This window comes from Dactylosporangium sp. NPDC049140, assembly GCF_040648435.1.
Map to the genome: position 1 here is coordinate 35,755 of NZ_JBEZDS010000043.1, position 22,409 is coordinate 58,163.

General features: G+C 73.2%; 20 protein-coding genes, 1 pseudogene and 1 riboswitch. Of the genes and pseudogenes, 6 read left to right on the forward strand and 15 right to left on the reverse strand.

The window, feature by feature from the left end:
- Positions 1-56: 56 nt before the first annotated feature.
- The 5 genes from AB0B76_RS44230 to AB0B76_RS44250 are packed head-to-tail and all read right to left on the reverse strand — an operon-like array spanning position 57 to position 6,217.
- Complete coding sequence (locus AB0B76_RS44230; protein WP_360387467.1) at positions 57-656, reverse strand: cellulose binding domain-containing protein; 600 nt, start codon at positions 654-656, stop codon at positions 57-59.
- Positions 653-1,027 (reverse strand): DUF742 domain-containing protein, encoded by a 375-nt coding sequence (locus tag AB0B76_RS44235; protein ID WP_360387470.1) that lies wholly within the window; start codon positions 1,025-1,027, stop codon positions 653-655. Before AB0B76_RS44235 ends, AB0B76_RS44230 begins: the two co-directional genes overlap by 4 nt.
- Positions 1,024-2,628, reverse strand: coding sequence for a nitrate- and nitrite sensing domain-containing protein (locus tag AB0B76_RS44240; RefSeq protein WP_360387641.1), 1,605 nt, complete (start codon positions 2,626-2,628; stop codon positions 1,024-1,026). Before AB0B76_RS44240 ends, AB0B76_RS44235 begins: the two co-directional genes overlap by 4 nt.
- Positions 2,628-5,135, reverse strand: a complete 2,508-nt coding sequence (locus AB0B76_RS44245; RefSeq protein WP_360387473.1) for a helix-turn-helix transcriptional regulator — start codon at positions 5,133-5,135, stop codon at positions 2,628-2,630. Before AB0B76_RS44245 ends, AB0B76_RS44240 begins: the two co-directional genes overlap by 1 nt.
- Complete coding sequence (locus AB0B76_RS44250; protein ID WP_360387476.1) at positions 5,132-6,217, reverse strand: Hsp70 family protein; 1,086 nt, start codon at positions 6,215-6,217, stop codon at positions 5,132-5,134. The genes AB0B76_RS44245 and AB0B76_RS44250 overlap by 4 nt, the downstream gene beginning before the upstream one ends.
- A 264-nt stretch (positions 6,218-6,481) precedes the next feature.
- Between AB0B76_RS44250 and AB0B76_RS44255 the strand changes: the two genes are divergently transcribed.
- The 5 genes and pseudogenes from AB0B76_RS44255 (at position 6,482) to AB0B76_RS44275 (ending at position 11,048) form a co-directional block, all read left to right on the forward strand.
- The gene (locus tag AB0B76_RS44255) at positions 6,482-7,237 is read left to right on the forward strand and encodes an IniB N-terminal domain-containing protein (protein WP_360387478.1); all 756 of its coding nucleotides are present in this window, start codon (positions 6,482-6,484) and stop codon (positions 7,235-7,237) included.
- Between the two features lie 19 nt (positions 7,238-7,256).
- A complete protein-coding gene (locus AB0B76_RS44260) occupies positions 7,257-9,143 on the forward strand; it encodes a dynamin family protein (RefSeq protein ID WP_360387481.1) in 1,887 nt (628 codons plus the stop codon).
- Positions 9,140-10,597, forward strand: a complete 1,458-nt coding sequence (locus tag AB0B76_RS44265) for a hypothetical protein (RefSeq protein ID WP_360387484.1) — start codon at positions 9,140-9,142, stop codon at positions 10,595-10,597. Before AB0B76_RS44260 ends, AB0B76_RS44265 begins: the two co-directional genes overlap by 4 nt.
- Before the next feature lie 42 nt (positions 10,598-10,639).
- A pseudogene (locus tag AB0B76_RS44270) lies at positions 10,640-10,738 on the forward strand (IS6 family transposase); the annotation flags it as partial.
- Between the two features lie 22 nt (positions 10,739-10,760).
- Positions 10,761-11,048, forward strand: coding sequence for a hypothetical protein (locus AB0B76_RS44275; RefSeq protein ID WP_360387486.1), 288 nt, complete (start codon positions 10,761-10,763; stop codon positions 11,046-11,048).
- A 235-nt stretch (positions 11,049-11,283) separates the two neighbouring features.
- A riboswitch (cyclic di-AMP (ydaO/yuaA leader) is annotated at positions 11,284-11,427 on the reverse strand.
- Positions 11,428-11,723: 296 nt separating this feature from the next.
- Here the strand turns inward: AB0B76_RS44275 and polX are convergent.
- The 4 genes from polX to AB0B76_RS44295 all read right to left on the reverse strand — a co-directional run bounded on the left by polX (position 11,724) and on the right by AB0B76_RS44295 (position 16,703).
- Positions 11,724-13,451 (reverse strand): DNA polymerase/3'-5' exonuclease PolX, encoded by a 1,728-nt coding sequence (gene polX, locus AB0B76_RS44280; protein WP_360387489.1) that lies wholly within the window; start codon positions 13,449-13,451, stop codon positions 11,724-11,726.
- Between the two features lie 103 nt (positions 13,452-13,554).
- Entirely contained in the window at positions 13,555-15,381 is a 1,827-nt protein-coding gene (locus AB0B76_RS44285) for a glycoside hydrolase family 15 protein (RefSeq protein WP_360387492.1), read from the reverse strand.
- A 28-nt stretch (positions 15,382-15,409) separates the two neighbouring features.
- On the reverse strand, positions 15,410-15,649 hold the full coding sequence (locus AB0B76_RS44290) for a hypothetical protein (protein WP_360387495.1): 240 nt from the start codon (positions 15,647-15,649) through the stop codon (positions 15,410-15,412).
- A gap of 19 nt (positions 15,650-15,668) precedes the next feature.
- Positions 15,669-16,703: a cellulase family glycosylhydrolase gene (locus AB0B76_RS44295; RefSeq protein ID WP_360387497.1), complete on the reverse strand. Its 1,035-nt coding sequence runs from the start codon at positions 16,701-16,703 to the stop codon at positions 15,669-15,671.
- Between the two features lie 332 nt (positions 16,704-17,035).
- Between AB0B76_RS44295 and AB0B76_RS44300 the strand changes: the two genes are divergently transcribed.
- Positions 17,036-17,767: an SDR family oxidoreductase gene (locus AB0B76_RS44300; protein ID WP_360387500.1), complete on the forward strand. Its 732-nt coding sequence runs from the start codon at positions 17,036-17,038 to the stop codon at positions 17,765-17,767.
- Here AB0B76_RS44300 and AB0B76_RS44305 read toward each other — a convergent pair.
- From AB0B76_RS44305 to AB0B76_RS44330, 6 genes are read right to left on the reverse strand one after another with little or no spacing between them, the layout of a single operon-like run.
- Positions 17,752-18,513, reverse strand: coding sequence for a carboxymuconolactone decarboxylase family protein (locus tag AB0B76_RS44305; RefSeq protein ID WP_360387503.1), 762 nt, complete (start codon positions 18,511-18,513; stop codon positions 17,752-17,754). The genes AB0B76_RS44300 and AB0B76_RS44305 overlap by 16 nt on opposite strands.
- A complete protein-coding gene (locus AB0B76_RS44310) occupies positions 18,510-19,370 on the reverse strand; it encodes an NAD(P)-dependent oxidoreductase (RefSeq protein WP_360387506.1) in 861 nt (286 codons plus the stop codon). Before AB0B76_RS44310 ends, AB0B76_RS44305 begins: the two co-directional genes overlap by 4 nt.
- Complete coding sequence (locus AB0B76_RS44315) at positions 19,367-19,756, reverse strand: cupin domain-containing protein (RefSeq protein WP_360387509.1); 390 nt, start codon at positions 19,754-19,756, stop codon at positions 19,367-19,369. The genes AB0B76_RS44310 and AB0B76_RS44315 overlap by 4 nt, the downstream gene beginning before the upstream one ends.
- Complete coding sequence (locus tag AB0B76_RS44320) at positions 19,753-20,652, reverse strand: NAD(P)-dependent oxidoreductase (protein WP_360387511.1); 900 nt, start codon at positions 20,650-20,652, stop codon at positions 19,753-19,755. Before AB0B76_RS44320 ends, AB0B76_RS44315 begins: the two co-directional genes overlap by 4 nt.
- Positions 20,652-21,461, reverse strand: a complete 810-nt coding sequence (locus AB0B76_RS44325; protein ID WP_360387513.1) for an N-acyl homoserine lactonase family protein — start codon at positions 21,459-21,461, stop codon at positions 20,652-20,654. Before AB0B76_RS44325 ends, AB0B76_RS44320 begins: the two co-directional genes overlap by 1 nt.
- Complete coding sequence (locus AB0B76_RS44330) at positions 21,458-22,399, reverse strand: DUF6282 family protein (protein ID WP_360387516.1); 942 nt, start codon at positions 22,397-22,399, stop codon at positions 21,458-21,460. Before AB0B76_RS44330 ends, AB0B76_RS44325 begins: the two co-directional genes overlap by 4 nt.
- Positions 22,400-22,409: the final 10 nt, after the last annotated feature.

Consider the following 22,409-nt stretch of genomic DNA (forward strand, 5'->3'; position numbering starts at 1 on the left):
CTGGCTGGGATTCCCGCTGGCGGTGGTCTGGCCGCAGCCCGTGGCGACGGCCGGTTTCAGCCCACGCCCTGGCAGGGGCTGGCGTCGATGCGGCACGCGGTCGGATCGGCGTCGAGCAGGGCCGCGCCGCTGACCCGGAACGACACCGTGACCGAGCCGGCCGGGCCGACCTTGACGGTGGCCGCCGTCGGGATGAACGTCCACGCGGCGCCGTCGCGCGTCACCGTCGCGCCTTCGACGTCGGAGATGCCCAGGGTGACGCGCGGCAGCGTCAGCGTGACGGTCCAGCCGCTCACAGTGGCCGCGCCCTGGTTGGCGACGGTGACCGTGGCCGGGTAGCCCGCCAGGCCGCCGTCGGAGCCGCGGGCGAAGCGAGCGGTCAGGGGTACCGCAGCGGTCCTGGACTGGGCGGACCCGGCAGGGCGCGGCGGCGCGCCCGACGGCGGCGGCGCGGGCGCCGACCCGATCTGCTGTGCGACCGCGTCCGGGCGCCCGGCCGGCGACGGGGCAGCGGCGGTGCCCGGCGGCCGGGCCGCGGACGTCGGCGCGGAGGACGGCCACAGGAACGCCTCGACCAGCGCGCCGGTGCCGAGCACGGTGACCGCCGCGGCGGCGAGCAGTCGGCCGGAGAGCCCGTAGCGGTGCAGGGCTTTCACAGCGCACGCAGCCCGGTGAGGACCTTGTCCAGCAGCCCCTTCGACGGCGCCTCGCCGGTCCGGGCCGGCCCGGCAGCGAGTAGCCCAGCGCGGTGCAGGTCGGATACCAGCACCCGCGCGGAGTGCAGTGGCAGCCCGAGCCCGGCGGCGACCTCGGCGAGCGACACTGGCCGCGCGCACAGCCGCAGGATCTCTGATTGCTCCGGGGTCAGCTCCTCCAGGCCGGTGGGCGCCGGCCCAGCGGTCAGCACCGCGGCCGGGTCGAGGGGTCCGGCGCCGCTGGCGACGCGGCCGCGGGTCAGGGCGAACAGCCGGACCACGCGACCGGCGTCCTCGTCGTACCAGACCTCGTCGGCCAGGTCGCGCGTCATGGTGCGGTCCTTTCCGGCTCGCACTCCGCGTCGTCGCACTGCATGGGGATCTCCAAGGTGCCGGCATCGGTTGGGACGATCAGCGTGAGAGGGAGCCGTGCCCGGGCCACGATGCCACCGCGGGGCGCCGCACTGAGGTCGACCTCGATGTCGTGCTCGCGGGCCAGGCGGCCGGTCAGGCGCAGGCCGGTGCGGGGAGCGTCGCCGGCGGCGGGCGGGCGGTAGGGCCGGGCGAGGGCGTCATGCGCCGCGGCCAGCTCCGCCACGCCCAGGCCGGGGCCGCGGTCCTGCACCAGGATGGTGTACGTCGTGAGGCCCAGCTCCCCGGTCACCCACACGGTGGCATCGCCGGTCACGGCGCGGGTGGCGTTATCGATGAGCTCGGTCAGCAGGTGGGTGACGGCGCCGACGGCCGGCCCGGCGAGGGCGGCGGCGTCGACGGTGGCGACCATCACCGCGGCGTGCCGCTCGACCGACGCGGCGGCGGCGCGGGCCACGTCGACGATCGGGACCGGGCGGCGCCAGCGGCGGCCGGGCTCGGCGCCGGCGAGCAGGATCGCCCGTTCGGCGTAGCGGCGCAGCTGGGTCGCGAGGTGGTCGGCGCGAAACAGTGCGGCCAGGTCGTCGGCGTCGCGGTCGCGCCGCTGCAGGTCGTCCAGCAGGGCCAGTTGGCGGTGCAACAGCGCCTGGCTGCGCTGCGCGAGCTGCACCAGCACGGCCGCATCGGCGTCCGCGGCGGCCGGGGGCGCCGTGTACCGCCGGAGCCGGTGCGTGGCCAGCACCGCGACCAGCCCCAGGCCGGTGTAGAGCCCGGCCAGGGCGACGGACCAGGCGCCGGGCCCGGCGGCAGCGTCGGCCTCATGGCGTACCGCCGCCGCCACCGCCGCGAGGTCCGCGGACAGTGCGGGGTCGGCGGCCGCCCGCCAACCCGCGGCGTCAACCGTCCCTTCGCCGCGCAGCAGGGCATCCTCGGCGGCGACCAGCGCGGCCGGCGGCGCGTCGCCGGCGCTCAGCATCCGCCGGGCGCCGACGAACCGGGCCAGTTTCGCCCGATCGGCGTCGCCTGGCCGCGGCGCGGCCGACACGAGGGCGTCCTCGCGGGCCAGCAGCTCCTCGGCGCGGGCCCGGTCGGCCGCTGCGCGGGGCAGCACCGCCGCGCCGAGGTCCAGGCCGGCGTCGACGGCGGCGTCGTAGGCGGCCGCGGCGCGGTCCCGGTCCAGCGAGCCGGCGTCGGCGCCGGCGCGCACCGCGGGAAGGGCGGCGACCCGCTCCAGCAGCCGGTCCGCATCGCCCGCGGCGGCCGGGCGGCTCCACGTGACCCGCAGCCGGCCGGCGGAGCGGCGCAGCCCGGCGGCCAGCTCGTCGGTGTGCCGGCGTAGCCCGGAGAGCCGGTCGCGCACGTCGGTGCCGGCGAGGGCAACTGCGGTGAGCCGCCGCTCCTCCTGCAGCGCGGCGACGACCGGTTGGGCCGGTTCGGCCAGGTCGACCGTGGCCGCCCGGTCGCGGATCGCCGACAGCGCGGTGTGTCCGCCGTGGTACGCGCCGAACGACCAGAGGGCGAGCAGCAGCAGCAGCGGGGTGTACCGCCGCAGCGAGATCATCACGGCGACTCCTCATCGGCGGTGAGCACGCGCAGCCTTGCGAGCAGGTCGGCCCGGGTCGCGCAGCCGAGGCGCTGGCGCATGCGGGCCATGTGGTGCTCGACCGTCTTCGCAGCGATGAACAGGCGGTCGCCGATCTCGCGGTACGTGAGCCCGTCGAGCACCAGGCGCGCCACCTCCCGCTCGCGGTCGCTGAGTACCGCCTCGGCGGCCCGGGCCGCGGCCTCGGCCGGGCGGCCGGGTGAGCGGCCCTGCAGGGCGCGGGCGCACTCCAGCAGGGCGGTCATCGCGCGCCGGTCGGTGGTGCGGATCGCGGCCTGGCCGGCGAGGCGGGCCGCGTCCCAGCGGAAGCCCACCTCGTGCAGGCCGCGCGCCGCCGACTCGACCGCGGCCGGGCTGACCCGGCCGTTGAGCACCTCCAGCCAGCTCGCCGCGGCCGCCGCGGCCGCCGCGGCGTAGGCGGTGTGACCGGCGTGCGCGGTGAGCGCGGTGACCTGGCGGGCGGCCAGCGCGGGCTGCTCGGCGATGACCGCGGCGTGCAGCGCGCTCCAGTGCAGCGGCACCGCCCACAGCGGCGGCTCGCCGAGCGCGGCCAGCAGCTGGTCGGCGTCGCGCAGGTGCGTGGTGAGCCAGCGCTGCTGGCCCAGGCGGGCCGCGGCGATCGCGAACTCGCCGAGCGGAAGCAGCGTGAACAGGTCGATGGGGTGGCGGACCAGCGCCTCGCAGGCGATGGGCCAGGCGCGGTGCAGCGCGGCGAGGTCGCTGCGGCGGCGGGCCAGGCCGATGCCGAGGGCGGCGGCGAAGACCAGGTCGCGCGCCTCCGGGCGGTCCGGCCCGGCGCTCGCCGCGGCCAGCCGCGCCTGGGCGCCGGCCAGGTCGCCGCGCACCAGGTCCAGCCATGCGCGTAGCAGCACGTGGCGGCGGGCCAACAGCGCGCCGCCGACGCCGGCGGCGGCCGCCCGGGCCAGCACCGACTCGCCGATGTCCAACTCGCCGCAGTGCAGGGCGACGAGGGCGGCCAGGGCGGCCGGGCTGTCCGGCAGGGCCACCCCCGGCCCGGCCGACTCGAGCAGCGCCGCTGCCTGCACGAGCGCCGACAGCGCGCCGGTGGCCGGACCGGAGACGGACGCCCGCACCCCGCGCGCCATGAGCCCGGCGGCGCCGGCCAGCAGCGTCGGCGGCCCATCAGCGGGCGATTGGCGCAGCGCGGCGTCGGCCTCGGCGGGCTGGCCCACGCCGAGCAGGCCGATCGCGGCGAAGGCGGGGGAGGGGCCGTGGTCGGACCAGCGGTACAGCTCGGCGGAGCGGGCCAGCTGCCCGCGGTGGGCGATGACGGTCGCGGCCAGCAGCGCCGCCTCGGCCCGTTCGGGCGAGCCGGGAGTCGCCATGACTTGGTCGGCCAGGCGCAGCGCGGTGTCGAGGTCGCCGGCCAGCGCCGCTGCCTGGGCCTGCCTGACCGGCGCGGGGCGGCCCGCGGCCGCCGCCGCGGCGAACAGCTCGGCGGCCAGCGCCGGCTCGCCGTCGAACGCCTCCTCGGCCGCGGTGTGCAGGGCCGCGGCCATCCCGGCCCCGCCGGAGCGGTCCAGGTCGCCCGCGCGGGCGGCGAGCAGCGAGCGGACCAGCGGCAGCACCGGCCCACGCCGGTCCAGCTGCAGCTCGGTCAGCCGCCGCCACACGGTGACCCGCTCGGCGGCCGGGGTGAGCGCGGCCAGCGCCAGCCGGGCGATCGGCACCAGCTGCCCGTCCCTTCCGACCAGCCCGGTCGCGCGGGTCGCCGCGAGCGCCTCCTCGGCTTCTCCGTCCACCAGCCCGGCCAGCAGGTCGATCTCCAAGCCGAGACCGGCGTCGGCGGCCAGCAGCACTCGGCGCACGTCCGGATCGAGCTCGTCGAGCTCCGCGGTGAACGCCGCGACCGCCGCCGCCGGCACCTCCAGCCGTGCACCGCCGGCCCGGGCGAGGGCCGCGCCGAGCCGGGTGACGTACGCTGGCACGCCCCCGGTCTGCGCGGCCACGAACGCGGCCACCTCCGGGGCCGGGGTCGCCTCCCACGCGGCGGCGAGGCAGGCGCGCACCTGTTCGGGGCCGAACGGGGTCAGCGTGAGCGGCGGCACCGGCCGGGGCAGCGCCCGGGCCAGCTCGAGCAGGGCGGCGGGGCGGGGCCATGGCCGGTAGGCCAGCACGAGCCGGGGCCGCCCGCGGCGCACCCGCTCGAGCAGCGCGGCCAGCCGCGCCGGGTCGAGCAGGTGGGCGTCGTCGACGAGCAGCACCGCGTCGGCGTCCGGCTCGGGGCCGCCCTGCCAGGGCGTGCGCACAGGCACGCCGGCCGCGCCGAGGGCGTCGCTCAGCTCGCGCAGGAGCGCCGTCTTGCCGTGGCCGCCGACCGCGCGTACCTGGGCGCAGGCCACCTCTTCGGGTCCGGCCGCGGCCGCCTCGACGACGGCCTCGACCAGGCGCCGGGCGGGCGCGGACAGCACCAGGCGGCGCGCCACCGCGGGCGTCCGGTTCACGCCGCCCCTCCGCAGGCGGCGCGGGCCACCAGGGCGGCGCCGCGGGCGGGGGCCGACTGGGGATCGTCGTCGGGCAGGATCGGCAGCGCCAGGCGCCCGGCGATGAGGTCGGTGACGAGCGGGGTGCGGGCCGCGCCGCCGACGAGCAGGACGCCGGCGACCTCCTCCGGGTCGTGGCCGCCCTGCCTGACCAAATGGGCGAGGCTCTCGACCGTGCCGCGCAGCAGCGGCCGGGCCATCGCCTCCAGCTCGGTGCGGGTGACGTGCAGGGCGGGGCCGGCCTCCTGGGCCCACCACGGCAGGGGCACCTCCGCCTCGCCCGCGTCGGAGAGCCGCTCGCGGGCCTCGGTGCAGTCCCGGCGCAGCAGCACGGCGACCGGGCCGGAGTCGGCGTCCGGCGGCGCCTCGGCGACCGCTCGGCCGATCGCCGCGCGGACGTGGGCGACCAGCGCGTCGTCGAGGTCGGCGCCGCCGACCGCGTGCTCCTCGTGGACGAGCACACCGGCCGGTCCGCGCGGCGGGCGCCGCACCAGAAACGTCGTGCAGCTGCTGCCGCCCAGGTCGTAGCCGGCCAGCAGCGCGGGGCCACGGCGGGTGCCGGCGGCTTCGGCGGCCGCGGCGGGACCGGGCAGCAGGATCACGTCGTCGAGCCCGACCTCGCGCAGCGCCTCGTCGAGACGGCCGAGGCGGTACGGCCCCCAGCCGGTCGGGTGGGTGAGCGCCACCTGGGCGCACCGCTCGCCCTCCTGCTCGCGCAGCCGATCGACGACCAGCCGGACCAGGGCCGCGAGCAGGTCCTGCGGCCGGTACGAGCGGCCCTCGTCGCCGACGACCAGCGGCACGTCGTCGCCGATGCGCCGCATGAAGCCGCGCAGGACGCGCCCGGAGCCGGCGGCCTCATCGGCCCGCACGCCGTCGCCGGTGAGCAGAGCGCCGGCCGGCGTGAGCTCGATCAGCGAGGCGGCGGCCGGCGAGCGGGCGCCCAGCCGGACGGTCTCGGGCTCGCCCCAGGCGCCGTCGCGGCGGCACACGGCGGCGGAGGTGAAGCTTTCACCGATGTCTACTCCCAGGGCGTACGACATGATGTCGATCCTCGATGCGCTGTGCATTTCACCGGACCGTTGGTACCAGAATCGGCATCGACAATCTCCCCTACAAATGGGCCCTAGCGCAAATTCCCCTAATGCCCCTAACCGCAGCTCGGGGCCATCCCCCAAGGAGTCGTCCGGTCACTGGGAGCAATCCCCGATTTGCGGCGCCGCCGCGCGACCTACCTTCGGCGGCGGCGCTGGACGAAGGCATCCAGCCCCGCATATGTTGTTCGGACGCTGCGAGGAGAACCGTTCATGTCGACACCGACGCTGCACGACTTCGTGCTCAACCTGCTCACTGACCCGGACGCGCGGGCCGCGTTCGAGCTCGACCCGCACGGCGTTCTCGCCGATGCTGGCCTGGGAGACATCTCCGAGGCCGACGTCCACGAGGTCATTCCGCTGGTGATGGACTACGCGCCGGCCGGCGACCTGCCGGGCCTGGCCGGGCTGCCCGCGGTCGACGACGCGTCCGGCGGGATCGACGGCGACGTGTCCGGCGCGGTGCGCCAGCTGCAGGACATCACCCAGTTCGCGGTGGTGAGCCACGCCAGCGGCTCGGACTACAACGTCACGGTGGCGACCGCGGCCGGCGTGTCGGCCACCGTCGGCGGGCTGCCGCTCACGCCGGTCGGCGGCCCCGAGCTTTCGCTGTTCGCCGACCCGGGCAATACCCTCGACGCGGTCGATCCGGCTCACCCGGTCCTCGGCGTCGTCGACCCGGTCGTCGGCGTGACCGACCCGGTCCTGCACACCGCCGACCCGTTGGTGGGCACCGTCGCGGATCCGGTGCTGCACACCGCGGACCCCGTGCTGCACACCGCGGACCCCCTGCTGCACACGGCCGACCCGTTGCTCGGCACGATCACCAATGTGGCACCGGTCACCGGGGTGACCGACACCGTGCACCACACGGTCTCCGGTGTGACCGGCGGAATCCTGCCGGCGGGCCACGACGCTGGGCCCGCGGACGGGCACGACGGCGGCCTGCTGGACCACCTGCTGCACTAGGGACGGAAGTCGCACGTTGATGGACATCTGGGAGGCCGGGCTCGAGGCCCAGTCGCGTCCGGCTTCTCCCCGTGCACCGCAGCCACGCTGGCTGGACCTGCTCGAGCGCACCACCCGGATCTGCGCCGACCACGAGCGGCCCGACCTGGTGCGCCGGCTGGGCCGCCGGCGCGCTCGGCTGCTCGACCCGCAGCTTCGGGTCATGGTCGTCGGCGAGGCCGGGCGGGGCAAGAGCCGGCTCATCAACGCGCTGCTCGGCGCCGAGGTGTGCCCGGTCGGCGACGACCCGCCGCAGAGCGTGACCATGGTGGTCCAGCACGCGTCCGCGCCCGGCGCCCACCTGATCCACGGCCGGGCGTCCCGCTTCGAGGACGAGCCCCGCGAGGACCGCCGGCCGGTGCCCGTCGAGGGCCTGGCCGAGCGGCTCGGCGGCGCCGCGGGCGGCGACGTGCTCTACGCCGAGATCGGGCTGCCCCGCGCGCTGCTGGCCGGCGGGCTGGCGCTGATCGAGGCGACCGGCGTGGACTGGTCCGACCCGGCGCCGGCGGTCGCCGGGATCGCGGCGCTGACCCGCGCCGACACCGTGCTGTTCGTCACCGAGGCGACCCGCGAGCTGTCCGCCACCGAGCTGGGCGTGCTGGCGGACCTCGGGCGGACCTACCCGGGCCTGGCCGTCGCGCTCACCAAGACCGACCTGACCCCGGACTGGCGCGGCGTCCTGGAGCGCAACCGCCGCCTCCTGCAGAACGCGGGCGTGCCGGCCGTGCTCCTCGGGCTGTCCGCCGCCCTCCGGCTGCACGCGGTCGCCACCGGCGACCAGGCGCTCAACGCCGAGTCGGGGTTCGGGCACCTGGTCGCGTACCTGCGCGAGCTCGCGTCCGGCAAGAGCGAGCGCCTGGCGCCCGCCGCGTCCGGGCTCGCGGCCCGCACCGCGCTCGAGGATCTGGCCGTCGCCCTGCGCGCGGAGCAGTCCGCTCCCCGGCCCAACCCGCCCGACGCCATGTCGCGAGTGCACGCCGCCCAGCGCGCCCTGGAGGAGCTGCGCCGGTGCACCGCCCGCTGGCAGTACACGCTGGCTGACGAGGTCGCCGACCTGGTCTCCGAGATCGAGTACGACCTGCGCGACCGGACCCGGACCGTGCTGCGCCGGGCCGAGGAGAGCCTGGACGCCGAGGATCCGGCCCGCAACTGGCGCTCGTTCGCCGAGTGGCTGGACGGCTCGCTGCGCGACACCGCCGAGGCGAACCTGGGCCAGCTGGCCGAACGCCTCGCCGGCCTGGCCGAACGCGTCGCCGCCGAGTTTCCGCCCGGCGCCGGCGCCTACCCTCCACAGTGGACGTCGCCCCGGCTGCGCGACGCGCCCGGGCGGCTCGGGCACCTCGACCGGCCCGCGCTGGACCGGCTCTCGATCGGCCAGAAGGTGTTCACCGGCCTACGCGGCTCCTACGGCGGCGTGCTCATGTTCGGCCTGGCCACCGGCCTGGCCGGGATGCCGCTGATCAACCCGGTATCGCTCGGCGCCGGCGCCCTGTTCGCCGGCAAGAGCATTCGCGACGAGAGCCGTTCGGCCCGCACGCGGCGCCAGGCCACCGTGAAGCTCGCCGTGCAGCGCCACGTCGACGACATCTTCACCCGGCTCAACAAGGACGCCAAGGACACGATCCGGCAGGCCCAGCGGGCGCTGCGCGGGCACTTCACCGAGCTGTCGGAGCAGCGGCAGCAGGAGATCGTCGAGTCGGCGCGCCACGCGCAGCGGGCCGTCGACGACGACGCCGCGGTGCGCGAGCACCGGGCCCGGCACATCCAGCGCGAGCTGGCGCAGCTGGCCGGGCTCTACCGGCAGGCGACCGCGCTGAGCGCTGGCCGCCCGGCGCCGATCCCCGCCCAGCGCGGGCCGTCGGCGTGAGCGCCGGCGTGCGCGAGGAGGTGCGCGCACTGATGGGGGAGGCGCTGTACCTGTACGGCGACAGCCCTCGCGTCACGACCTGGCTGCGCGACCACCTCGACCGCGTCGACGGGCCGCTGCGCCTCGCGGTCGCCGGCCCCGAGGGCGCGGGCAAGTCGACGCTCGTGAACGTCCTCCTCGGCGAGGACGCCGCGCCCGTGCCGACCGGCCTGACCGGTTTCGGCGGACGCCCGATCGTCTGGTACCAGGACGGGCCCGCACCCCGCGTGACCGTCTTCCCTTCGGAGGGACCGGCGCACGAGCTCACCGCGGCGCGCACCGGCGACGGCCTGCGCCTCGAGCCCGGCCGCCCGCCCCCGCCGGACGCCGCCGAGGTCATCGTGGAGCTGCCCGTCCGGGCGCTGCGCCACGTCCGGCTCGCCGACGCCCCGCCCGTGCGGGTCAGGCCGGGCGACGGCGACCTCGCGCCGGCCCGGCGGGTGCTGCGCGACGCGGACGCGGTGCTGTACCTCACCCGCCAGGTCGACGACGCCACGCTGCGCTTCCTGCGTCTGGCCCGCCAGGGTGCGGTCGCCGCCGCCGCGCCGGTCGGTGTGCTCACCGTGCTGTCCCGCGCGGACGAGGTGGCCGGCGGCGGCATCGGCGCGCTCGTCGAGGCCAAGCAGATCGCCCGCCGGCACCGCCGCGACCCGGTGACGGGTCCGCTCGCGCACCACGTCGTCGCCGTCTCGCCGCGGCTCGCCCGGGCCGCCGCCACGCTCACCGCCGCCGAGCACGCCGCGCTGGCCGCGATCGCCATGGTGCCGCGCGCTGCCGTGGAGCCGCATCTGCTTTCCGCGGACCGCTTCGCCGCCGCGCAGTTCCCGGCCCCGGTCGATCCACCGACCCGCCGCGCACTGCTGGGTCGCCTCGGCCTGCCCGGCGTGCGCCTGTGCGTCACGCTGGTGCGCACCGGCGAGGCGACCCGCGACCGCCTCGCCGCGGCGCTGTCCCGCCGCGGCGGCCTCGCCGACCTGCGCGAGTCGGTCCGCGAGCTGTTCCTGGACCGCCGCGATGCGCTGCAGGCCCGCTCGGCGCTGATCGCCCTGGAGTTCGTGCTGCGTGCCGAGCCGCGCCCGGGCGCGGACTACCTGCTGGGCGAACTCGAGCGGATCGCGGCCAGCGCGCACGACTTCCGTGAGCTGCGCCTGCTCGCCGCGCTGCGCGCCGGCCGGGTGAGTCTGCCGGGCCCGCTGGCTGCCGACGCCCGCCGCCTGGCCGGCGCACACGGCACGAGCGCCGCGGCCCGCCTGGATCAGCCCGAGGGGGCCGGCCCGACGCAGCTGTGGCCGGCCGCCCGCGACGCGCTGCTGCGCTGGCGGCCCGCCGTGGAGGACGTCGCGCTGACCGCGGCCCAGCGCCGGGCCGCCGCCGTCGTGGTCCGCACGTGCGAGGGCCTGCTCGCCGAGCACTGAGCACAACACTTCTCACACCGCGAGGAGCATCGCTCACCGGCGGTCGAGCAACTGCTGCTTGAGCGTGGTGTCGACACCGGCCACGTCACGGTCTTCCGGTGGGTGCAGCGCTTCACGCCGCTGCTAGCTCGCGCTCGGCGTCGATGACGGAGACGGCGCCGTCGTGTCGGACGGGGCTGGGCCGTCGCTGGGACTGACCACGGTCGGTGACGGGGATGCCGACGCGGGCGGGGCTGAGGTCGCGGCGGGCGGGGCCGAGGTGCCAATGGGCGCGGCCGGTCCCGTGGCGGGCCCTGTGGTGCGCATCGGCGACGGACCGCGCACCTTCGGTACCTGTGCGGGCTGCTGGATCGGTGAGGGATCGGCCCGGGTGGCGGGCGGCACCGCCGGAAGCTGGTCGCCGGGCCGCGGGTCCGTGCCGGACGAGGGGTTCTCGACGAGCGCCGTCTGAGCGGTGCCGTGCTGCGCCGCCGCGGCGGCCTGTGCTACGTCATCCGTTCTGCCTGCCCGGGACGACGACACGCACGCCGAACCGATCGCCGCGGCTGCGAGGACCGCCGCAGCGGCGTACAGGCCGGTACGCCGCCGGTGCGCCGAGTGCCGGCCGCGCCGGAAGTACTGCAAGTGACGAGGAAGATACTTGCGGGCCGCCGGCTGCTGGTTCGGATTCTCCGCAGAAACCGCAATGCTCCTTCCGAAACCGTCTACCGGGTCAGCTGACGGGTTCGGACGGGAGGGTCGCCCTACCTCGCGACGCGACGCCGCTCGGATTCACCCCGGTGGTACCTGTTTCCCCGGCCCATGCGAGCACGATGCAACGGGTCCGCCGTGACGTCACCCCGGATTGGCGACGGCCAGCCACAGCGAACGCTACGACCATAGTGGCTGCACATTCGTACGTGACGCCGGCACTCGTTGCGGCCGACGAGCAGGCGGCAGCCTTGCAATCAGACCGTGGTCAGCGTCCGCGGCGACGGCTCTGACCAGGTCGCCCGGGTACGGCGTCGGCACAACCGGTTGATCGTCCGACCCCCGGTCGCTTCGCCAACTCGCGCATCATCACAGGCCCGTCGGCGATGCGGCGCAACGCCATGCCCTTCAGGTGCAGCGAACGGTACCGCTTCGTTCAAGAAGGCGGCTTGTCCAAGAAGGCGCGCAGCTTCCGCAGCGGCCACGTATTGATGACCTCGTCCGCGGTGAGCCAGCCGCGCTGGGCGGTGCCGACCCCGTAGCGCAGGTTGGCCAGGTGCGTCGTCGCGTGCGCGTCGCTGTTGATGGCGAACCGTACGACGTGCCGGCGGGCCTGGATGAGGTGCTCCGCCGACAGGTCGAGCCGCTCGGGGGAGGCGTTGAGCTCCAACGCAGTGCCGGTGCGCGCGGCCGCCTCGTACACCTCCTCGAGGTCGACGTCGACGGGCTGCCGGCGGCCGATGAGCCGGCCGGTGGGGTGACCGATGATGTTGACGTGCGGGTTTTCGCAGGCCCGCACCAGCCGCCGGGTCATTTCCTTCCGCGACTGGTTGAAGTGCGAATGCACCGACGCCACGCACACGTCGAACCCGGCGAGGAAGGCGGCCGGCCAGTCCACCTCGCCGTCCGGGTCGATGTTCAGCTCGGTGCCGTGCAGCAGCTGCAGCTGCGGGCGCTCGGCCGCGAGCGCCCGCAGCTCCTCGCGTTGGGCGAGCATCTTCTCGTCGGACATGCGCTGCATGAACAGGTTCGGCGCGTGGTCGGTGATCGCGAGGTAGGCGTGGCCGAGCCGCGCGGCCGCGCCGACCATCTCGGCGAGCGAGGCCACGCCGTCGGTGAGGTTGGTGTGCGTGTGCAGATCGCCGCGGAGGTCCTTCGTCCGGATCAGGTCCGGCAGTTCGCCGCGCAGGGCGGCTTCGATCTCGCCGCGGTCCTCGCGCAGTGGCGGCGGGATCCAGGGCAGGCCGAGCCGGTCGTACACCTCCTCCTCGGTCTGCGACACGATGAGGGTGTTCGTCGGCGCGTCGAACAGCCCGTACTCGGAAAGCTTGAGCTTGTGCCGCACGGCGATCTCGCGGGTGCGGATGTTGTGCGCCTTCGCGCCGGTGAAGTACTGCAACGCGGCGCCCCATGCGCTCGGCGGCACCACCCGCAGGTCGACCTGCAGGCCCCTCGCGGTGCGGATCGACGTCTTCGCCGCGCCGTGGGCGATGACCTCGGCGACCAGCGGCAGCTCGACGAACGCGGCCATCAGCGCGTCGGACCGTTCCGCGGCGGCGAGGACGTCGACGTCACCGATCGTCTCGCGCATCCGGCGCAGGGATCCCGCGTACGTACAGCGGACGCACCCGTCCACGGCGGACAATGCGGCGACGACGGTCTCCGCGACCTCCATCGCCGCGTTGATCAGCAGCCGGTCACCAGCGTGGTGCAGCAGCTCGATGCCGTGGCGCAGGTTGTCCTCGCTGCGGGCGCCGAATCCCTTGAGCCCCTGGAGCCGGCCCTCGTCGAGCGCCGCCGACAGCTCCTCGACCGAGGAGACGTGAAGCTGCTCGTACAAAGCCATCGCGCGCTTCGGCCCCATGGTGGGAATCTCGATCAGGCGCCGAACACCGGCCGGAATCTTGGCGCGCAGCTCCTCAAGCGCAGCGAACGTCCCACCGTCATGGAAGTACTCGACGATCTTGTCCGCGATCGACGCGCCCACGTTCGGGATGCCCCGTAACGTCTTCACGTCGGCGGCGGAAATGTCTTCCGGGTACCCGGCGACGGAACGCGCAGCCTTCTCGTATACGCGCGCCTTGAACTGTTCCTCACCCGTGATCGAGATGAGGTCGGCGTACTCCTGCAGGAGCGCCGCGACCTCCTCGTTCGACCGAGCCATACATCCCAGCGTAGGTCTCTCGAGGGTCAGGAGGCGGGGTCAGGCTGCGGGTCAGATGTAACCCTTGTTCGGTGCTCGGCGTCATCGGCGGCCCGGCTCGTTGTCAGCCGAGGGCGCGGTCGAGGTTGAACGCGGCGCTGATGAGCGCGAAGTGCGTGAAGGCCTGCGGGAAGTTGCCCTGTTGTTCACCGGTGCGGCCGATCTGCTCCGCGTACAGGCCAAGGTGGTTGGCGTAGGTGAGCATCTTCTCGAAGGCCAGCCGGGCCTCGTCGAGTCGCCCAGCCCGGGTGAGCGCTTCGACGTACCAGAACGAGCAGATCGAGAAGGTGCCCTCCTCCCCGCGGAGGCCATCCGGGCTGGCGGTGGGGTCGTAGCGGTACACCAGCGAGTCGGACACCAGCTCCGCGGTGAGCGCGTCGAGGGTGGCGAGCCATCTAGGGTCGGTGGGGGCGATGAACTTGGTCAGGGGCATCATCAGGACCGCGGCGTCGAGGACATCGTTGTCCTCCTGCTGGACGAACGCCCGCCGGGTGGGCGACCAGCCGTGGCGCATGATGTGGCGGTAGATCGTGTCGCGGGTCCGCCGCCAGTGTTCGATGTTCGCAGGCAGGCCGCGGTGGTTGGCCATTCGCATGGCCCGTTCGATCGCCACCCAGCACATCAGCCTTGAGTACAGGAAGTTCTTGCGCCCGCCGCGGGTCTCCCAGATGCCTTCGTCAGGCTGGTTCCAGTGGTCGCAGACCCAGTCCACCAGGCGGGAGATCGCATCCCAATGGTCGCTGGAGATGGGCTGTCCCCACTTGTCGTAGAGGTAGACCGAGTCGATGAGCGCTCCGTAGACGTCGAGTTGAAGTTGGTCGGCGGCGGCGTTGCCGATGCGTACCGGGGAGGAGCCCTGGTATCCGTCCAGATGGTTCAAGTCGTGTTCGGGCAGGTCGGTGCGGCCGTCAATGCCGTACATGATCTGCAGTGGCCCGGACTGGCTGTCGTCATGCCGGGTGGTGCGATCGGCCAGGAAGGTCATGAAGGCTTCGGCCTCGCCGCTGAAGCCCAGTCGCAGCAAGGCGTAGGCGCAGAAGGCAGCGTCGCGGATCCACACATACCGGTAGTCCCAGTTACGCTCGCCGCCGATCCGCTCGGGCAGGCTGGTCGTCGGCGCGGCCACGATCGCGCCGGTCGGGGCGTAGGTGAGCAACTTGAGCGTCAGCGCGGAGCGGTGGACGGTCTCGCGCCACCGGCCGCGGTAACGGGAGGCGGACAGCCATCGCCGCCAGAACGCCACCGTGGCGGCGAATTCCTGCTCGGCCTCGGCTCGCGGGCATCCGCGCGGCGCGACGTCGTCGCCGACCCGGTCGAGCGCGAACACCGCGGACTCGCCTTCCAGGAGTTTGAACGACGCCGTCGCGTCCAGGGCGTCGTGTTCGACCGGTACGGTGGCGGTCAGGGCGAGTGTAAGGTCGCCGGACTCGAAGCGGGTCTGGCCGGCTTGCCACCGGACGGTGTGCGGCTGTCTGGCGTAGTCGAAGCGGGGCGCCACCTTTGCCCGGAACGGGGTCGCGCCGCGCACGCACAAGACGCGTCGGATCAGCCGGTGGCGGCCGACCTCGCTGGAGTCGCCGGTGATCGGCATGAAGTCTTGGACCTCACCCACGCCGTCCTCGGTGAAAAATCGGGTGATCAGCACGTTGGTGTCGGGGAAGTAGAACTGCTTGGTTTTCGCCGGCGCATCGACGGCCAGCTCGAACGACCCGCCCCGGTCGGCGTCGAGGATCGAGGCGAACACGCTCGGGGCGTCGAAGCAGGGACAGCAGTACCAGTCGATGGTACCGTCGGTGCCCACCAGGGCCACGGTGCGCAGGTTGCCGATCAGGCCGTGCTCGGCGATCGGCAGGTAGCCGGAAGCCGCACCCGGCTGTCGCTTGCCGCTCATGCGTGTCTGCTTCCCGCTCGGGGTCGGGCTAACCCGCCATCCCGGTGGCGATCGCCGCTGCTGCGTGCTCACGGACATCCAGGTGGAAATGGCCTCGACCCCGCCCGGCCACCGGTGGCGCGCCGGTGGCATCGACGCTGGCCAGGTACATCAGCCGCAGGTCGCCGCGGTACCCGGCGTATCCCCGGATGCCTTCGTAGCCGGTGACGAAGTCGCGGGCCGAGGAGGCCGTTCCCGCTCGGTCAATGCCGCGCCGGAAGTCCTCCACGCGGGCACTCGCGCGTGTACTACGGCTTGTAGACGGTCGCCTCATGGGAGGTCTGCCGGATGCCATTGGGACCGTCGAACACTCGCTGGCCCCACCAGGTGAGCGACTTGGCGTTGAACTGGGCCACCATGTCGAGGTTGCTGACGTCTCCGCTGTTGCCGCTCCAGGACCACGCGAGATAGCCGACGCGGTCCGCCTGCGCCTCGGACATGATTGCGTCTTCGTCGATGTCGCCGTCGTGATGCGTGTACGCGAATTCGGTCACCGCGATGGGTAGCTTCGCCTGGATGTACCGGTCGAAGTAGTCGTGGACGTTCGTGGCGCGGAAGAAAGCGCCGTACATGTGAATGGAGAAGACGGTGTTCCGATCCGGATCGCTGGCGAAGACGCCGGCGGCGTGGTCCCGCATGGTGAATGACAGGTCCTGACCCCAGTCGGGCGCGTCGACCATGAGGGTGTGATGGATACCCGCCCGGCGCAGCCGGCGGATCGAGTCCATCGTGTCGCCGGGCCAGGTGCGGACGTTGTCGAGGACGTAGGGTTCGTTCGCGACGTTGATGATGGCGTACTTCTCCTGGCCGACCAGCGCCTGGCGAATGCTGATCCAGTAGTCCACCGCCCGCGCTTGCGGAACGGCTTCCTTGCGGTAACCCCACCCTGTGGTGTCGTGTACCACCAGGACGCAGATGAGGTGGTTGCGCCGGCACAGCCCGATCAGGCGCGCGACATCGGCGGCGTCGTCTCGTTTCGCGGTGACTCCGGTGGACACCTCGACGCGTACGGTGTTGGCGCCCATTGCCTTGACGTCACTGAGCATCCGGGCCGTTCTCTGCGGATACACGGCATAACTGTGGCCCACACCACGCATGACGAACTCATGGTTGTTGGCGTCGTAGAGACGCCCGTCGTCCACGTGGAACCCGGTTCGTAGCAGTGCCCCGGTCGAATGATCCAGTCGCCCCGCGAGATCCGAATCGTGCAGCCGCCTCACGAGGAGGATCGAGACGACGACGGCAATGAGCATCGTGCCCACGATCATGGTGCGCATTCTCATGACCCACCTCGGACCGGATCTCGTGGCGCTGACTCCTCACCCTGCTCACCCATGAAAGCCCGACGGGCGGGCGCAGTACGACACTTCCCCGGCTCTGCCGCGCCAACCCCTCCCGCAGCGATCTCTCCCGCACAAGTGATCTTCGCTCGCCACGTCGGCTGTCGGTAGCGGGGATGGTTCAGGGCATGGCAGGGACCCCCAAGACCAGCCTTTCTGTCGTGACAGCCCCCTGCGCCCGCAACGCGGCGGCGCCCGACGCCTTCTCTGCGTGCCCGGAAAATGTATGATCGTCGTACGATCTGAATGAGGCGCAGGGCCGGGAAGGCGAACATATGGAGCTGAGCGCTGTAGTCACGGGGGCCGCGCGGGGGATCGGGCGGGATGTGGTGGTCCGGTTGCGGGGCGCGGGTTACCGGGTGGTGGCGGTTGACGTCTCGCCCGCCGTGGCCGATCTGGCCGAGGACGGCTGGGTGGTGCCGATGGTCGCCGACGTCGCGGCGGACGCGGCGCCGGGCGCGGTGGTCGAACGGGCGACGGCCGAGTTTGGGCGACTCGATCTGCTGGTCAACAACGCGGCGCGGTTCTTGCGGCGGCCCATTCTCGAGACGAGCGATGAGGACTTCGACGCGTTGTTCGCCACGAACGTGCGGCCGGTGTTCCGGTTTTCGCGGGCCGCGCTGCCGCAGCTGGCGCAGCGCCGCGGCTGCATCGTCAACACGGCGTCGATTTCCGGGCTGGTCGGTGTACCCAACCAGGTCGTCTATGCGATGACCAAGGGTGCGGTCGTGCAGCTGACCCGGCAGCTTGCTGTGGAGTGGGCGGCCCGCGGCGTGCGAGTCAACGCCGTCGCGCCGGGGGCCGTCGACACCGGGTTCATGGACGAGGCCAGGAGCGCCGATCCGGATCCGGCGGCCAGCCTGGCCGTCACTCTGGGCAATCACCCCAACGGGCGGCTGTCGACGCCCGATGAGGTGGCCCGCGCGATCGTGTTCCTGGCCTCGCCGGAGTCGGCCGGCATCACCGGCGCGATTCTGAGCGTGGACGGTGGCTACGTGGCGCGGTGAGCTTCCATCTCCTCCAGGAGGATCGGCGCCGCCGCGGTCACGCCGTGGATGCCCAGCACCGACGCGATCTCCATGACCTCCAGGATCTCGCGGGCGGTGGCGCCGTGGCCGATGGCGTTCTCGATGTGCAGTTTGAGGCCCTTGACGTACAGGTGGGTGGCCGCGGTGTCGAAGGCGATGTAGACGAACTCCTTGACCTTCGGCTCCAGCACCCCGGTGCGCCACGGCACCGAGGAGAACTCGGTGTAGGCGGCGAACATCGCCGGGTCCAGTTCGAGCATCTCGTCCCAGAAGGCATGCCAGTAGCCGCGGGTCTTGGTGAAGTCGGCCTTGAGCCGCTCCTGCTCGTCGGTGAGCGGCGCCGGGCCGGTGCGCAGGCCCTTCTCCTGCAGCACTTCGACGAGGACCGGCACGCCGATGTTCATCGCGTGGATGCCCAGCGTCGCCGACAGCTCCAGCACCTCCATGATCTCCTGCGGGGTGGCACCCAGCTCCAGGGCGGTCCTGATGTGCTGGCGTACGCCCGGCAGGTACATGTGGGTGGCGTTCGCGTCGATCGCGATGTAGATGAATTCCTTGACCTTCGGCTCCAGCACGCCGTTGCGCCACGGGACGGCGGAGAAGTCGAGGTACGCCTTCAGGAACTCGGGGTCCAGCCGGAGCACTCCCTCCCAGGTTTCGCTCCAGGTTCCGCGTACGCGGATGAACTCGTCCTTGATCTCCTGTTGCCGGGCGGTGAGCGTCATCGGCGGTCAGTCCTTCGCAGCCAGTTGACGATTTCGGTGTGATCGGCGGACGGTTCGAGCGCCTCGGCGGCCCGCGCCCACAGGTCCACCGCCGCGTGGCCCAGCGGGTCGGGGGCGCCCACCTGGTCGGCCAGGCCGGTGGCGATGCGCATGTCCTTGAGCATCAGGCGCAGCCCGAAGCCCGAGTCGTACGTGCCGGGCAGGACGAAGCTGGGCCACTTGTGCTCGGTCGAGCCGCTGCGGCCGCTGGAGCTGTTGAAGATGGACAGCATGGTCTCCGGGTCCAGGCCGAACCGCTCGCCGGCCAGGATCGCCTCGGAGGTGACCAGCAGGTGGGTCGCGGAGAGCAGGTTGTTGAGCGCCTTGACGGCGTGGCCGCTGCCGACGCTGCCGGCCCGTGTGGTCGTGCCGAGGCAGGCGAGCACTGGTTCCACACGATGGAGGTCGGCGGGTTCGCCGCCGGTCATGATGGTCAGCGTTCCGGTGCGGGCCCGGGCGACCCCGCCGGACACGGGGGCGTCCAGGAGCGTGATGCCCCGGTCCGCCAGCTCGGCGGCCAGGGCCCGCGTGCGCGCCGGTTCCGACGAGCTCATGTCGATGACGGTCGTGCCACGCTCGACGACGAACAGGTCGTCGCGGACGGTGCTTTCGACGACGTGGGAGTTCGGCAGCATCAGCACGACGACCGTGGCGCCGCGCACGGCGCCGGCCAGGCTGTCGGCCGCGATGCCGCCCGCCTCGGCGAGCGCCTGCCGGGCCGGTGCGGCCGGGTCGTACCCCTGGACGTGGTAGCCGGCGCGGACCAGCAGAGCCGACATCGGGCTGCCCATGTTGCCCAGACCCACGAAGCCGATCATCCGGGCACCGGCGCCGCGTAGTCGGCCGGCGTGACTTCCTCGGCCCACACGGTGGTGCCGAGCGAGATCGCGGTGTGGGTCATCGACGAGTCGTGCGCGGCGCCGTGCCAGTGCCGCTCGCCGGCCGGCACCCAGATGCTGTCCCCGGCCTGGATCACCTCGGGCCGGCCGCCCTCGGAGCAGACCAGCCCCCGCCCGGAGACCACCTGGAGGATCTGGCCGTGCTCGTGGCTGTGCCAGTACGTGCGCGCACCCGGCGCGAAGGTGACCGTCGCGATCGTGGTGCCGTCGGTCGCGGGCAGCACCGATTCGAACCAGGCCTGGCCGGTGACCGTCGCGCGGTGCTCGGACGGGCCGCGCCGGTCGTGGCCGTGGACGATGTTCATGCGGCGGGGTTCTCCTTCGTGTGCAGCCGTACGCCGCCGGACAGGTCCCCGAGGGCGTCGACGACGGTGTTGCTGATCTCGTCGGCGTAGCCGAGGGCGCGGGCCAGGCCGAAGCTGGCCAGCGGGCCGGCCGAGTTGGGGCTCGCCACTCCCAGCCGGGCGGCGAGTTCGACGTACAGGTTGACGTCCTTGAGCATCAGCGTGTTGGTGAGCCCGCCCGTGAGGTAGTCACCGTGAATGATGCTGGGGAAGCGGTTGCGGGTGGCGAAGTTGACGCCGGAGCTGGCGTTCAGCACGGCGAGGACGGTTTCGAGGTCGAGGTCCGCCTTCTTCGCGGCGACCATCACCTCGGCGGTGGCCGAGAGCGCGATCGCGTTGAGGAAGTTGTTCAGCAGCTTGACGGTGTGGCCGGCCCCGCTCGGTCCACAATGGAAAATCTTCGCGGCGAACAGGTCCAGCACCGGGCGGGCACGGTCGAGCACGTCCGCCTCGCCGCCCACCATCAGGGTCAGCGTGCCCTTCTCGGCCGCGGCGGCGCCACCGGAGATGCCGGCGTCGAGGTATGCCGCGCCGCGCTCGGCGAGCATCGCGTTCAGCCGGGTGGTCGAGGCGGGTGCAGCGGTCGACAGGTCGACCACGATCAGGCCGGGGCGGGCGTGGGCGAGGACGCCGCCGTCGCCGAGCACCACCGCCTCGACGACGCTGCTGTCGGGCAGCGAGAGCAGCAGGATGTCCGAGCCGTCGGTCACCTCGCCGACCGACGCCGCCGGCCTGGCACCGGCCGCGGTGACGTTCTCCTCGCGGATGTCGTAACCGACCACGTCGTGGCCGTCGCGCACGACACAGGCGCACATGCGGCCGCCCATGTTGCCGAGGCCGGCAAAACCGATCCTCATCAGGGCTCCTCTCCAATGGTGGCGGCGAGACCGGTGATGCCCGCCAGGGTGCAGGGGGCGAACCGGCCGAGCGTGCCGGGGTCGTGGCCGGCGACGAGGTGGTCGGCCCGCATGGCGCGGATGCGGTCGAAGCCCGCGTACATGTCGATGAGGTTGGCGACCTGCGTGAACGGCATGTTCCGCTCGTACTCCTCGTAGTAGTGCACCGAGTCCGAGGCGAGCAGGACGACGCCGTGGCTGGTGTTGACGAGGACGACGCTCTGTCCCGGTGTGTGCCCGCCGACCCGGATCACGCGTACGCCCGGGGCCGGTGAGACCTCGTCGTCAAAGGTTTGCAGCCGGTCTTCCCGCGCGGCCTGCCGGAGGTGGCCGATCTCCTCGTCCTCCACGGAGTGGTGCAACAGTGTCCGGGTCGCGTACGGCCCGGTCCAGAAGTCGTACTCTGCGATGGCGACGATCAGCGCCGAGCCGGGGAACAGGTCGAGGTTGCCGATGTGGTCGTAGTGCGCGTGGGTGACCACGACCGGCGGCCCGGCGGCCCGGTCGACCCCGAGGGCGTCGAACGCGGCCGCCGGCTCGATCAGCGTGGTGCGCTTGCGGTTGGCGCCGCCGATGGCCGAGAACCCGGTGTCCACGACGATCGTGCGGTGCGCGTTGCGGACGACCCAGAAGAAGTAGTCCATCCCGATCGGGCCGTCCGGCTCGCCGTAGAGGTGGTAGTTGAGGTAGACGTCGCTGCGGACCGTCTGCCGGGTCCCGTACTTGACGATTGTCACCTGGTACTGGTCCGAGCCGGGCGCGGGCGTCATGACAGGAGCAGCTGCCCGGCGTTCGTCCCGACCAGCCGCCGGATGTCGTCCTCGGAGATGCCCGCGTCGAGCAGCCCGCGGGCGGCCCGGCGGAACAGCGTCACCGGCAGCGGGTTGTTCTTCTGGCCCGAGTCCGAGGACAGGATGGTCCGCTCGACGCCGACCTCCTTGATGAACGTCAGCAGCTCATCCAGGTCGCGGCGGCGCTCCTCACGGCCGAAGTACATGACGATGCAGTGCTCGATGGTGACGCCCTGCCGCGCCCACGCCACCGCCTGATCGACCGAGGCGCCGACGACGAAGATGGGGTGGTTGACCACGATCCGGCCGATGCCGGCCTCGAGCGCGGCGTCGATCAGCGCCTGGGACTCCACGACGCCCAGGTGGCCGCAGGTCAGCACGGCGTCCTCGGCGGCGATCACCGACAGGATGTCGCGGACCTCGGGCAGCACGCCGCCCCGGTCGTCGAGGATCGAGATGATCTCGTTGGGCCTCAGTTCCACCTCGGACGTCGGGAAGCCGGTGTCGTGGTGTTCGTGGTGCTTGACGTGGGCGGCGGAGGAGAGCGTCGGGAACCACACCATGCGCCCGCCCATGCGCAGCGCGAGTTCCACCGCGTACGGGTTGAGGCCACCCACCGTCCGGTTGAGCGCGACGCCGCCGTGCACCTGCGTCGGCAGCTCGGCCAGGCCCGCCGAGCGCAGCGCCAGGATGTCGGTGACCATGCTGTGGTGGTGGGACTTCGCCACGATCGCCCGGAACCCCGCCTGCGCCGCGTCGCGCGCCGCGTCGAGGATGCTCATCCGGCGCGGGAACGGGCTCGGGCCCGGGTGCTGGTGCAGGTCCACCGCGCCGACCAGGAGGCTGTCGGCCTGCTCGTCGGGCACCTTGCGGTCCTCGTCGGCGTCGGGGTCGAACATGTAGTCGACTGTCATCATGATGTGCTTC